10 protein-coding genes are annotated in these 12,612 nt (G+C 66.2%); 5 read left to right on the plus strand and 5 right to left on the minus strand.

Annotation, left to right across the window (positions count from 1 at the left end):
• Positions 1–50 precede the first annotated feature (50 nt).
• Positions 51–2,072 carry a M13 family metallopeptidase gene (locus O3684_RS05150; RefSeq protein ID WP_500065452.1) on the minus strand — a complete coding sequence of 674 codons (2,022 nt, stop codon included), beginning with the start codon at positions 2,070–2,072 and terminating at the stop codon, positions 51–53.
• 266 nt (positions 2,073–2,338) lie between these two features.
• Between O3684_RS05150 and glpA the strand changes: the two genes are divergently transcribed.
• The 4 genes from glpA (at position 2,339) to O3684_RS05170 (ending at position 7,271) form a co-directional block, all read left to right on the plus strand.
• Positions 2,339–3,925: an anaerobic glycerol-3-phosphate dehydrogenase subunit GlpA gene (glpA, locus tag O3684_RS05155; protein ID WP_500065453.1), complete on the plus strand. Its 1,587-nt coding sequence runs from the start codon at positions 2,339–2,341 to the stop codon at positions 3,923–3,925.
• Complete coding sequence (glpB, locus tag O3684_RS05160; protein WP_500065454.1) at positions 3,922–5,172, plus strand: glycerol-3-phosphate dehydrogenase subunit GlpB; 1,251 nt, start codon at positions 3,922–3,924, stop codon at positions 5,170–5,172. Before glpA ends, glpB begins: the two co-directional genes overlap by 4 nt.
• The gene (locus O3684_RS05165; protein ID WP_500065455.1) at positions 5,169–6,452 is read left to right on the plus strand and encodes a (Fe-S)-binding protein; all 1,284 of its coding nucleotides are present in this window, start codon (positions 5,169–5,171) and stop codon (positions 6,450–6,452) included. The genes glpB and O3684_RS05165 overlap by 4 nt, the downstream gene beginning before the upstream one ends.
• A gap of 63 nt (positions 6,453–6,515) precedes the next feature.
• The gene (locus O3684_RS05170; RefSeq protein ID WP_500065457.1) at positions 6,516–7,271 is read left to right on the plus strand and encodes an SDR family oxidoreductase; all 756 of its coding nucleotides are present in this window, start codon (positions 6,516–6,518) and stop codon (positions 7,269–7,271) included.
• 85 nt (positions 7,272–7,356) lie between these two features.
• Here the strand turns inward: O3684_RS05170 and O3684_RS05175 are convergent, their stop codons facing one another.
• Positions 7,357–8,400 carry a hypothetical protein gene (locus O3684_RS05175; RefSeq protein ID WP_500065458.1) on the minus strand — a complete coding sequence of 348 codons (1,044 nt, stop codon included), beginning with the start codon at positions 8,398–8,400 and terminating at the stop codon, positions 7,357–7,359.
• Between the two features lie 199 nt (positions 8,401–8,599).
• Here O3684_RS05175 and O3684_RS05180 point away from each other — a divergent pair, with 199 nt between their 5' ends.
• Entirely contained in the window at positions 8,600–9,292 is a 693-nt protein-coding gene (locus tag O3684_RS05180) for a hypothetical protein (protein WP_500065459.1), read from the plus strand.
• Positions 9,293–9,332: 40 nt separating this feature from the next.
• Here the strand turns inward: O3684_RS05180 and O3684_RS05185 are convergent, their stop codons facing one another.
• From O3684_RS05185 to O3684_RS05195, 3 genes are read right to left on the minus strand one after another with little or no spacing between them, the layout of a single operon-like run.
• Positions 9,333–10,133, minus strand: coding sequence for a sulfite exporter TauE/SafE family protein (locus tag O3684_RS05185; protein WP_500065460.1), 801 nt, complete (start codon positions 10,131–10,133; stop codon positions 9,333–9,335).
• Complete coding sequence (locus tag O3684_RS05190) at positions 10,130–11,395, minus strand: anaerobic sulfatase maturase (RefSeq protein ID WP_500065462.1); 1,266 nt, start codon at positions 11,393–11,395, stop codon at positions 10,130–10,132. The genes O3684_RS05185 and O3684_RS05190 overlap by 4 nt, the downstream gene beginning before the upstream one ends.
• Entirely contained in the window at positions 11,392–12,609 is a 1,218-nt protein-coding gene (locus tag O3684_RS05195; RefSeq protein ID WP_500065463.1) for an ROK family transcriptional regulator, read from the minus strand. Before O3684_RS05195 ends, O3684_RS05190 begins: the two co-directional genes overlap by 4 nt.
• Between the last annotated feature and the right edge of the window lie 3 nt (positions 12,610–12,612).

Consider the following 12,612-nt stretch of genomic DNA (forward strand, 5'->3'; position numbering starts at 1 on the left):
TTGGGGGTGATTGCGCGGGGCGCGCCGGGTTTTGTCGGCTGGGACACGCTCTACCAGATGGTGACGCGCTGGGCGGGATCGAGCCACATGTCGTCGCCGGGGGTGACGTCGAATGCCCGGGCGAACGTGTCAAGGTTGCGCAGTACCTGATTGCATCGGAATTCCGCGGGGGAGTGCGGGTCAATCGCCAGCATCTGGCGCGCGAACTGGGGGCGTGTGGCCGTGCGCCAGGCGCGTGCCCACGAGTAGAAGAAACGCTGCGGACCCGAGATTCCGTCGATGACGGGAGCGGTCTGGGGGGTCAGCCCCTGCTCGGCAAGCGACGCTGCCCAGGCCTTCCACGCGATCGTGAGGCCTCCGAGGTCGCCGATGTTCTCGCCGATCGTGAGCGCGCCGTTGACGTGGGGGAGCGTGCGTTCGTCGCCTTCCTCCGACTCCTCGTCCTGCTCGAGGAGGATGGCCGGTGTGAGGGCGTCGTACTGCGCGATGAGTGCGTGGGTGCGTTCTTCGAAGGCGGCGCGGTCCTCGTCCGTCCACCAGTTCGACAGGTTTCCCGCTCCGTCGTAGCGCGAGCCCTGGTCGTCGAAGCCGTGACCGATCTCGTGGCCGATGACCGCGCCGATTGCACCGAAGTTCACCGCGTCGTCAGCCTCGGCGTCGAAGAACGGGGGCTGGAGGATCGCGGCGGGGAAGACGATCTCGTTCTGCGTGGGGTTGTAGTAGGCGTTGACCGTCTGAGGAGTCATGTACCACTCGTCGCGGTCGACCGGGCGGCCTAGCTTGGCCCATTCGCGGTCGGTGGCGTGGGCGTTAGCGGCGCGCACGTTGTCGACGATGGAAGCCTTGGGGTCCAGGTGCAGGGTCGAATAGTCGCGCCACTTGACGGGGTAACCGATCTTGGGGTTGAAGGTTGCCAGCTTGTCGAGTGCCTTGGCCTTCGTGTCTTCGCTCATCCAGTCGAGGCCGCGGATCGACTCGCCGTAGGCGTCGAGGAGGCGTCGCACCAGCGTGTCCATCGCTTCCTTGGCGTTGGGCGGGAAGTGGCGTGCCACCCACGCGCGGCCCATGGCCTCGCCCAGGTAGGCCTCGATGAGGCCGAGGGCGCGCTTCCAGCGCGGACGCAGCTCCTGCGTGCCGGACAGCGTGCGACCGTGGAAGTCGAAGTTTTCGTTGACGAAGTCGCCAGAGAGGAGGGAAGCGTGGCAGTCGATGGCCGAGGCGCTCAGCCACTCCTTGAGGACGGGCAGGTCGGTGGTTGCCCACAGGGCGGCGGCGGCCTTGAGGAAGTCGGGCTGGTCGACGTTGACGACGAGGCCGGCGACGGGCATGCGTGCGCCGCTGGCCCACGCGTCCCAGTCGAATCCGGGTGCGAGCGTGGCGAGCTCCTCCCACGGCACTGGGTTGTCCGAGAGCAGGGGATCGCGGTTGCTCACAGAATCGCGGTGGTGTGAAGCCAGTGCAGTCTCGAGCTCCATGATGCGCGTGGCCGCTCCTTCGGGGTCGTCCACGCCAGCGAGGGCGAGGAGACGGGCCGTGTGTGCGACGTACGCCTGACGGATCGGCGCGTAGTCCTCCTCGCGGTAGTAGGCCTCGTCGGGCAGGCCGATTCCGGACTGGACGAGGGAGACCATGTAGCGGGAGGAATCGTGGGGGTCGGTGCCCACGTACGCTCCGACGAGGCCTCCGATGCCCTCGCGCATGAGGCGGCCCATTTCGCGGGCGAGTTCCTCGTGGTTTGTGCAGGCGTTGATCGCGTCGAGGTCGGGGCGCAGGGGAGTGGCGCCGGCCTCTTCAATGGTGTCCTCGTCGAGGAACTGGCTCCACAGGGTGGCGATGCGGCTCGCATCTGGATCGTCCAGGGATCCGTCGGCTGCGTCCTGGGCAATTGCGCGGGCGTACTTTTCCGAGGCGTCGCGAAGCGCGTGGAATGCCCCGTCCATGGGGCGGTCCGCGGGGATTGTGTGCGTCGCCAGCCAGGTGCCGTTGACGTGGCGGTAGAAGTCGTCCTGGGGACGCACCGTCGAATCGGTGTACGCGGTGTCGAGGACTCGTGCCAGCAGTGTATTCGTCATGCCTTAACTCTAGGGGGAGAGGGGCCGATGGCGTGGGATGAGTGTCCACGGGGCGTGAGTCATCCGAAATTACGTGATGCGCATGATATGTAATTCCCCGTTTTTGCCCAGAGTTGTGCGGATGAGTGCGGATGTCGGTTTGGTAGGGCGACGCCCTGCACATATGTGCAGAGTCGTGTGTGCATTCGTGCAAACGGGGTTATCTGGCGCATGATGGAGGCAGCAATGAGGCACTTCCTCATCAACAGGTGAAGGGAATTTTAACGGTGAAGACACTTCGCACTGACGTGTGCGTCATCGGTGGCGGATCCACCGGTGCCGGCGTCGTCCGCGACGTCGCCATGCGCGGCTTCTCAGCCGTCCTCGTCGATCGGGCCGATATCGCTCAGGGAACTTCCGGTCGCTTCCACGGTCTGCTCCACTCGGGTGGCCGCTACATTGCGTCCGATCCCGAGTCGGCCACCGAATGCGCCGAGGAAAACGAAATCGTCAAGCGCATCAACGCAAACGCTATTGAGGCCACCGGTGGCCTCTTCGTGGTGACGGCCCACGACGATGAAGAGTACGCGGACCAGTTCCTGGCTCGTGCAGCGGCAGCAAAGGTGCCCGCTGCGGAAATCTCCATTGCCGAGGCACTGCGCCGCGAACCCCGGCTCGACCCGCGCATCAAGCGAGCCTTCGAGGTTCAGGACGGCACGGTTGATGGCTGGCAGATGACCTGGGGAGCGATCCGCTCCGCGCAGGCATACGGGGCGCAGATCCTGACCTACCACCGCGTCACCTCCGTCGAACGCGAAGGCGATCGCGTCAGCGCCGTCGTCGTCCACGACGAGCGCGGCGGCGAGGACGTGCGCATTGAATGCGGGTTCGTCCTCAACTGCGGCGGCCCCTGGGCCGGACAGATCGCTGCCATGGCGAACTGCCACGGCGTCGACGTCGTCCCGGGCGCCGGCATCATGATCGCCATGAATCACCGCCTGAGCCAATCGGTCATCAACCGCTGTGTGTGGCCCGCCGACGGCGACATTCTCGTGCCCGATCACACCGTGTGCATCATCGGTACCACCGACCTGAAGGCCGACGATCCGGATCGCCTCTCCATCCCCGCCGACCAGGTTCAGCAGATGCTCGACTCCGGCGAGGCCATGATCCCCGGCTTCCGCAAGTCCCGTGCCGTGCACGCCTGGGCCGGAGCACGCCCCCTCGTCAAGGACTCCCGAGTGTCCGCGACCGATACCCGCCACATGGCGCGCGGCATGAGCATCATCGACCACAATACGCGTGACGGCGTTTACGGCATGCTGACCATCGCGGGCGGCAAGCTCACCACCTACCGCCTCATGGCCGAGCGCATCGTCGACATCATGTGCGAGGAGATGGGCGAGCAGCGCGCCTGCACGACCGCCGACGAGGCCGTCCCGCCCGCCAAGGAAGCGCGCCTCTACACGATCGGCCACCGCCTCGACAATGTCGAATCGCGCAACGAATCCCCCTCCCACGAGCAGATTATCTGCGAGTGCGAGATGGCCACGCGCGCCATGCTCGAAAACGTCATGGATACCCTGCCCAAGGGGCAGCTTGACGATGTTCGTCGCCAGATGCGCCTGGGCATGGGCCCCTGCCAAGGTGGCTTCTGCTCCCAGCGCGCCGCCGGCATCGCCCACGAGCGTGGAGACATCGACTCGATGCGCGCCAACTCCCTCCTGCGTCTCTTCCTGAAGAACCGCTGGATCGGACTGTGGCCCATCATGTTCGGCAAGCAAGCCAGGCAGGCCGCACTGGACGCCTGGATCCACGAGGGCACGCTCGACGTCGAGCACCTGCCCGCACCCAGCGAGGAGGTCGTTCGATGAGAGACGTCGTCGTTATCGGCGCGGGCCTGGCAGGCCTGGCCGCAGCAATCAAGGCGGCCGACGCGGGACTGAGTGTCACGCTCGTCACGAAGGGTGTGGGCGGCATCCAGCTCGGCACGGGCACGGTCGACATTCTCGGCTACCGTCCCGAGCCGGTCGAGGCGCCCCTCGAGGCGCTGGAAGCCCACGTGGCTTCCCGCCCCACCCACCCCTACGTGCACGTCACCCCCGACCGCGTCGGTGCTTCCGTCGCGTGGCTGCGCGACCTCGTCGGTTCCGATGTGCTCATCGGCGATGAGACCCGCAACGTGCGCATCCCCACCGGCGTTGGTGCGCTGCGCCCCACCTGCCTGATTCCACCCTCTATGGAGGCCGGCATCCCCCAGGCGGGCGCCCGCTACGCCATCGTCGGACTGACGCGCTTCAAGGACTTCTACCCCAGCCTCGTCGCCGAAAACCTGACGCGCCAGAATGGGCCCGACGGTGCCCCGATCACGGCGCGCGCCCTGTCCGTCGACTACGTCGTGCGCGAGGGTGAGGTCGACTCCACCGGCACCAACCATGCGCGCAGCCTCGACCGCGAGGAGAACCGCGCGCGCCTGGCAGACCAGATTCGCCCCCTCCTCGAAGAAGGCGAAATCGTCGGCCTGCCCGCCGTCCTCGGCCTCGAGGACCCGAACGCGTGGCGCGACCTCGCAGACAAGCTCGGCCACCGAGTCTTCGAGATCCCGATCCAGCCCCCGTCGGTGCCCGGCATGCGCCTCAACGCGCTGCTCACCCGCATCGCCTCCGAGAAGTGCCGCGTCATCCTCGGATCCCCGATCAAGGCCGTGCACACGGCAGACGGACGAGTGAGCGGCGTCGAATACGCCAGCGCGGGACGCTCCACGATCGTGGAAACCCGATCCCTCATCCTCGCCGCCGGCGGTTTTGAATCCGGCGCCCTCGACATGGACTCTTACGGAACCGTGCGCGAAACCATCTGCGGTCTGCCCGTCATGGGTGCCTCCGGACAGCTCCTACACGCCGACTTCTGGGGGGATGACCAGCCCCTCTTCCTGGCCGGCCTCGCCGTCGACGACAACATGCGCGTCCTGAACGAGGAAGGCGCGCCCGTGTGCCCGAACCTGTACGCAGCCGGAGGAAACCTGGCCGGCGCCACCCGCTGGCGCGAAAAGAGCGGCGAAGGAATCGCGCTGGCCAGCGCACTCGCGGCCGTCGACTCGATCGTGGAGGAACTGAAATGACTCTGGAAATGTCAACGTTGATGGGACCGGGCGTGGAAGAAGAGGACGTCTTCGCCCTCACCGGTGACGCCGCGCTGCGCGCAAGCCTTGACTCCTGCGTCAAGTGCACAATCTGCGAGACCCAGTGCCCCGTCATGCGCGTCACCGACCTGTTCGCCGGCCCCAAGTACTCCGGTCCACAGGCCGAGCGCTTCCGCAAGGGCGGGCAGATGGTGGATAAGTCCATCGACTACTGCTCCTCGTGCGGCACATGCTCGCTCGTGTGCCCCCAGGGGGTGAAGGTCACCGAGATCATCCACCACCGCCGCACCGCCATGAAGGAAGCGCACGGTATTCCGCTGCGCGACCGTCTCATTGGTCGCACCTCCCTGATCGGCACCATGATGACCCCGGTCGCCCCGATCGCGAACTGGGCTCTGGACGTCAAGCCGATCCGCATGGCGATGGAGGCCGTCATCGGTGTGCACCGCTCGGCCCCCATGCCGCGCGCGTATGGTCGCACCTTCGAGTCCTGGTTTAAGAAGCACAAGCCGCTTCCTAACTCCGGCACGCGCGGCCAGGTGATCTTCTTCCATGGATGCGCCGGCCAGTACTTCGAGGTCGAGACCTCGATTCACTCGGTCATGGTGCTCGAGCACCTGGGCTACGAGGTCCTGGTTCCCAAGCACGGCTGCTGCGGCCTGGCCCTGCAGTCCAACGGCCTGTACGACGACGCGCGCAAGTATGTCTCCAAGCTGACGAACGACCTGCGCAGCGTCAACCGTGACGCCCCGATCATCTCCGCGTCGGGCTCGTGCGGTGGCATGCTGCGTCACGAGGCCCACGAGATCCTCGAGATGGACACCCCGGAGCTGCGCGATGTGGGAAGTCGTACGTGGGACATTAGTGAGTTCCTGCTGCACCTGTACGACAAGGGCGAGCTGGATACGAACTTCCAGCGCATCGACGTCACCATCCCGTACCACGCCCCCTGCCAGGTGAAGTCCCAGGGTCTGGGCAAGCCGGCGATCGAGCTGATGAGCCTGATCCCCGGTGTGACCGTCAAGGATTCCGAGCAGCCCTGCTGCGGCATCGCGGGCACCTACGGCATGAAGAAGGAGAAGTACGCGATCGCCCAGGCCGTGGGCGCCCCGGTCTTCGACTTCATCAAGCAGGTCAACGCCGAGCTGGCGGCCTGCGACACGGAGACGTGCCGCTGGCAGCTGCGCACGGCCACGGGCGCGAACGTCGTCCACCCGATCTGGCTGATCCACAAGGCCTACGGCCTGCCCAACGGCTGAGACACCAGCGAGTATCCCCGGGCGCGCACGACGGTGCGTTCCCGGGGATATTACTGTTGCCCTATGAGCAATTCTCGCCGCGTCGTCGTCACTGGAGCATCCACCGGAATTGGGCAGGCCACCGCACGCCTGTTGGCGCAGAGAGGGTGGAGGGTTGTCGCCGTCGCCCGGCGCCGCGAGCGCCTGGAGGCCCTCGCCGCTGAAATTGGCTGTGAGTACTGGGCAGCCGACCTCACCGATGAGGCACAGGTGAATGAGATGGCGGCCCGCGTCCTGGAGGGTGGCCCTGTGGATGCGGTTGTCAACAACGCCGGCGGAGCGATCGGCGTGGACCGGGTCGCGGAGGGAGATCCGGCCAGGTGGAGCGCGATGTTTGACCGCAACGTGCTCACCGCCCTGCATTGCTCGCGCGCCTTCCTGCCGGGGATGCGTGAGCGCGGGGGAGACCTCGTCTTCCTGACCTCGACCGCGGCCCACGACACCTACCCGGGTGGCGGCGGGTATGTCGCCGCCAAGCATGCCGAACGCATCATCGCCAACACGCTGCGCCAGGAGCTGGTGGGCGAGCCCGTGCGCGTCATCGAGATTGCGCCCGGCATGGTGCGCACCGAGGAATTTTCCCTTAACCGACTCGGTTCCCAGGAAGCTGCCGACCGCGTCTACGAGGGCGTTTCCGCCCCGCTCGTCGCCGAAGATGTCGCCGAGGCGATCGTGTGGACCCTGGAGCGCCCCTCCCACGTCAACATCGACTCGATGATCGTGCGCCCGGTGGCCCAGGCGACGAACACCCTCGTGGCCAGGAATACCATCGGAAAATAGGTCCGCTGAGTCTGCCGCATACATGGGACGAGGCCGGGGCCGCTCGCGCGATGGGGTGCGCGTCGCGGTCCCGGCCTCGCGTCTTCTACTGAGTCCAGCCCAGGATGCTCACGACGCCCGGGACGTCCTCGGTGGTCGTCGTAATCTGGGTGGCCTCGCCGCCTGTGACGGGGGCGACGAAGAGGTGTAGTGAGAGGTCGGAGTAGGTGTCCTTGGGCGACGCGTACAGTGCCATCTGCGTGCCGTCGGGGCTCACGGCGAGCCATCCCTCGATGGTGTGAGTGCTCTCCAGGCTGGGCAGGCTGACCTTTGTCCAGTTGGACACGAGCAGTGTCTGGTCCTCCGGGGTGGTCTGGGCCAGAGGCGTGCCCGGCTTGGAGTAGATGGTGCCTTGGTCGATCGTGAGGCACGTGCCGTCGGGGGTGACGGCGTCCGCGCCGAAACATCCAACGCCGGCCTCGTTGGCGACCCACACCGCGGTTTTGGTGCGCTGGATGGACAGGTCGGGCATGACTTGGAATCGCGCGTAGTTTTCGACCGTGAAGTCGGTGGGAACGGCCTCGGGCGCTTCAGTTTCTGAGGGGAAACGGTAGATTGTACCGACGCGATCCGATGCGGCGTCCTTGTCGATATGGGCCACGTAGATGGCGCCGTCGGGGCCGAATTGGGCGAAGTGATTGGACACGGGGGTGTGTCCGCTCGGCGTCGGGATCGCGTCATTGAGGACGGTGAGCGTACCGTTCGTGGAAACCACGGCGACCTTTTCGTTCTCGCCGTCGTCGTTCGCGATGATCATGCGTGAGAAGTCGGGGGAGTAGCACTGCATATACTCACACATGTACCCCGGTGCGGACAGGTACTCGCTCGGGAAGGTGAAGGTACGCGTCGCCGTGATCGTGCCCGATTGCGGGTCGATGGCCCGCACGGTGGTGACCGTCGTGTCGATGCCGTCGTCGGCGGCGGCGAAGATAATGCCGGACATGGGCGCGGTCGACGGGTCTGCCGTAGCAGCAGACGAGGCCTCGGCGCTCGCGGTGGGAGTGGAGGTGGTTGAGGCTGACCCACAGGTGCTGAGAGCGAGTGCGGTTGCCGTGGCAAACATGATCGTGGGGAGGGATTTGATGGACATCTGTCACCTCGTGAGTGGGATCGTCGGGTGGCGAACGTTGCAGGATAGTTGTGAGCTGACAAATAAATCAAGCACCAAAAGGTGATGTGCAACACTTCATTCTTCACAGTGTTTTCACAGTTTCGTCATAACGTCCCCTTATGTGTCGTCCCTAATCTGCGAGGCATTGATGCACACATCAGCAGAAAGGAGCGTCCCCATGGCGGACGACAACAAAAATCCGGCAGGTGACACCGAGCGCACCTCGATCCTGCCCCAGACGGGCGCGCAGGCCGCGGATCAGACCGAAGTCCTGCCCACCCACGTGTCCCAGGCGGAAACGGCACAGATGCCCCCCGTCACCCAGCAGGCAACCAGCAATGCGTTTGCTGGCACGCCCCTGGAGTCCGTCGCGGGATCTTCTGCCGACGACCTATCGGGTGACGAGGCCGTGGCAGCTAGCACCGCGACGCTCGAGCCTGCACCGAAGAAAACCTCGTGGGGCAAGCGCGCGGCCATCGCCGGAGCGGCAGCTGCCATCCTCTCCGTCGGCTTCGGCGCGGGCATCATTACCCATGCCGCCGTGATGGGGGATGGACAGGACTATTACGAGCAGGGATACGAGGACGGCTCCAACGATCGGGGTAACGGGACCGAGGATGAGGATTCCGGTCGCGGAAGTGATCAGCAGGGGCCCGGCGGTGAGCAGGGGCCCGGTAATGGTCAGCAGCAGGGTCCAAGTGGTCAGCAGGGACCGGGTAATGGCCAGCAGGGGCCGGGCGGTGAGCAGGGCGATACCGGTAGCACCCGCCCGGGACCTCCCCCGGAGGGAGGCCGAGGCCCCGGCAGCAAGAATGGAAGCCAGGGCAGTGCGGACACCTCCACCCAGGGCGAAGGAACGACCGCCAGCTGAGCGATGAGGGCGCGCGAGACGACATCCGTCTCGCGCGCCTTTATGCGAGTGTGGCCGCCAGGGTCGAGACTGCCACGCACACGAGGAGCGCCGCAAAGACCAGACCGAGCACCCGGTTCGACACTCTCTTGGTGAGCTTGGCTCCCACGATGCCGCCTCCCATCGATGCCGCGGTGAACAGCGCGACCATGACCCCGGCCTCGGCGGTAATCGTCAGCGTGCCCGCGAGAGTGCGCGAGGCCAGTCCGAAGGCGGCGGTGATGACCATGACCAGAAGGGACGTCGCGGAGGCCCGCTTCATCGGGTATCGCAGCGCCAGGTGCAGCGCGGGCACGATTGCGAAGCCTCCGCCGACGCCGAAGAATCCCGTGAGGAAACCCGTCAGCGTCGCCAGAGCGACGACCCGGAATACGGTCGCGAGCGTCCAGGAACCCTTGTCGTCGCAGGCAGCCCCGGCCTCGTCTGAAGAGGAAGGGGCGGATGTGCGCAGCTGGGAGCGCACCATGAACACCGCGACTGCTCCCAGGAAAGCGCAGAAGGCAAGCATGAGGGTGCGCGCCGAGACGAGCGGACCGAGTGTTGACCCCGCCCATGTGCCGACGAGGCCCGCGAGCGCGAAGATCGTTCCCTCGCGCCATGCGACGTTCCCGCTGCGAGCGCGCGTCGCCAGCGAAACGGCGGCCGTCAGACCCACGATGATGAGGGAGAGTCCTGTTGCCTGGTGGGGGTCTTGGCCGAGGATGTAGACGAGGATCGGTACCGACAGGATGCCGCCACCTGCGCCGAGTGAGCCGACGACGATGCCGACGAATGCGCCGATGAGGAGCGCTTCAATGATCATTGGTGATTCCGGGTTGACGTGGACGAGGGAAGTCCGAGTGAGGAAGCGACTGCGGGGTCCATAATGTCCGAGGCCGGCCTGCCCGCCGCGATCAGCATTCCCATCGCACGCAGGGCGGGCGTTGCGTGCTCGTAGAACGCCCGGTACCCCTCGCACAGGTAGTTATGCGAGGACTCACCGCGGCGCACGAAACGGTCTTTCGGGCACCCGCCCCAGCACAGCCGCAGGTGCGGGCACGCGCGACACTCGTCGTCCAGGCCGGGCTTGAGGCGCGCGAAGTCCCGCATCTTGTCCGAAGCCGCCAGCTGCGTGAAGGACGAGGAGTTGATCGAGCCGACCAACCAATCCGGCTCTACCCAGTGATCGCAGGCGTACACGTCGCCGTTGAACTCCATCGCCATGTTCGCCCCGCACTGGGGTGCGTGCACGCACACCGTGGCCGAGCCAAACATGGCCGACAGGGTCGAATCCACGTCCTGGATGAAAACCTCGCCGACGTCGGAGGTCAGCCACTGGTCGAAAACCTCGCACAGGAAACGCCCGTAGGAAGCGGGGGACGTGGAACGGCTGGTGACGCAGTCCCCGTCCTGGCGGTACAGGAGCGCAGAGGTCCCGGAACGCCAGCCGCGCTCAGCCTGGGCCAGGTCGGCGGCGCGTACGCGCTCCACGATGGGAATGAACTGAAGGTAGCGGGCACCGAGGTCGTCGCGGAAGTAGCGGTACACCTGCTCCCCGTGGTCCTCGTTCGCGGCGTTGACCGTGCACAGGATGTTCGTCTCTACGCCCGCGTGGGCGAGTGCCTCCCAGCCGCGCACAACCATCGCGTGCGTGCCGCGCCCTCCGCGGTTGAGTCGGTAGGCGTCGTGCAGGGGAGCGGGCCCGTCGATGGACACACCCACGAGGAAGTTGTGGTCTGCGAAAAAGCGCGCCCATTCGTCGGTCACCAGCGTGCCGTTCGTTTGCAGGGCATGGCGCACGCGTTGGGTTGGGCGTCGATAGCGATCGCACAGTTCCATGAGCCGCTCGAAGAATCCGAGGCCTCGCAGGGTCGGTTCCCCGCCCTGCCAGAGCATCGTGACCTCGCCGTCGGGGCTCGACTCGAGGAACGCCTCCACGTAGCGCTCAAGCGTCTGCTCCGACATGGTCTGCGCGGCCGCGTTGTACAGCAGCTCCTTAGACAGGAAAAAGCAGTACTGGCAATCCAGGTTGCAGGCGGCACCCGTCGGCTTCGTGACCACAGAAAAGGGGAGAGGACGTGTCACGGCCTGGCCTCTCGCCGCGTGCCCTCACTCATCGACGAGGCCGAGGGTGCCTCGCGCGCTGGGGTGCCCTCGGGGTGAGGGGTATCCGGTGTCTCAGCCTCGGAGGAGCGGGCCGCGACATACGCGCTGGCTTGAGCGGCCCCCAGGGGTCCCAGCGAGGCACCGACGACATCGATGTCCCACTCCATCACGGGAAGGAGTTCTTTGTACATGGAGGCGGCAATCTTAGTGCGCAGAGAAGGAAATGCGTCGACGACCTCACCCGCCACGATGATGGCTCGCGGATTAATGAGGAGCGCGGCCGAGCCCAAAACATAGCCGACAGCCTCCGCCGCCCGCTCCAGGGCCTGGCGTGCGCGGCCGTCTCCCGCCAAGACAGCTGCTCGTAGTTCCGTAACATCGCGAACCCCAGCGCTCTCACACAGTGCAGGCACAGACGCCAGCGTCTCCAAACACCCACGCTTGCCGCACGCACACGGAGAGTCGTTGGCACCCACCGTCATATGGCCCAGCTCGCCGGCCAAGCCACCCGCTCCACCAACGAGCCGAAAATCGGAGACGACGCACCCGCCCACGCCACCCGACAAACGCAGGTAAATGAACGACGACATGTCAGCCCCCGCGCCCCACATAGCCTCAGCAAGAGCCGCCATCCGGACGGTGTTATCAACCACCGGAGCCGGAGACCACCAACGACGCGTCAGCGTGGCAAGTTCCTCCACGCTCGGGTACGCATCCGAGGACAACCTGGCGTTACGCCCCATCGGAATGGGAACGCCCACACCCACCGCACGCACCGTCGAGGCGTCAATACCCTGGCGGGCGGCGCTCGCGGCCAGGGCCTCGCAGGTTTGCTCGAGAGAGAGCTGCAGGGATGGAGAGGCGGGGGAGACGATGTGGACGGCGGCCAAGACGGTGCCGCTGCGCGAGAGCATGACGCCCGCGCATGACGTACGCGTGACGTTGAGGCCGACACAGTGGGCGGCCGAGGAGTTGAGGGTGAGGAGCTGGGTGGGACGGCCTCGCCCGGGGGCGTTCGTGCGCACCGGCGTCACCGATCCCTCGTCGAGGAGAGTGGTGAGCGCGCGGCCCAGATTTGTGCGCGAGGTGTCGAGCGCGTCGCACAGCTGGGAGCGCGTCGCGGGGGCTTTGGCCAGGTGAGCGACGATGCGGTCTTCCAGGGTCGGCAGGGGGCTGCGAGTGGGGTAGTGCATGTC

The sequence above is a fragment of the Pauljensenia sp. 20925_1_27 genome (genome assembly GCF_041432835.1).
Lineage (GTDB): Bacteria > Actinomycetota > Actinomycetes > Actinomycetales > Actinomycetaceae > Pauljensenia.

Excerpts from the sequence above, each read along its gene's own strand:
- O3684_RS05150 (WP_500065452.1), bottom strand. The coding sequence starts at position 2,072 with ATGACGAATACACTGCTGGCACGAGTCCTCGACACCGCGTACACCGAT.
- glpB (WP_500065454.1), top strand. The coding sequence starts at position 3,922 with ATGAGAGACGTCGTCGTTATCGGCGCGGGCCTGGCAGGCCTGGCCGCA.
- O3684_RS05165 (WP_500065455.1), top strand. The coding sequence starts at position 5,169 with ATGACTCTGGAAATGTCAACGTTGATGGGACCGGGCGTGGAAGAAGAG.
- O3684_RS05170 (WP_500065457.1), top strand. The coding sequence starts at position 6,516 with ATGAGCAATTCTCGCCGCGTCGTCGTCACTGGAGCATCCACCGGAATT.
- O3684_RS05175 (WP_500065458.1), bottom strand. The coding sequence starts at position 8,400 with ATGTCCATCAAATCCCTCCCCACGATCATGTTTGCCACGGCAACCGCA.
- O3684_RS05180 (WP_500065459.1), top strand. The coding sequence starts at position 8,600 with ATGGCGGACGACAACAAAAATCCGGCAGGTGACACCGAGCGCACCTCG.
- O3684_RS05185 (WP_500065460.1), bottom strand. The coding sequence starts at position 10,133 with ATGATCATTGAAGCGCTCCTCATCGGCGCATTCGTCGGCATCGTCGTC.
- O3684_RS05195 (WP_500065463.1), bottom strand. The coding sequence starts at position 12,609 with ATGCACTACCCCACTCGCAGCCCCCTGCCGACCCTGGAAGACCGCATC.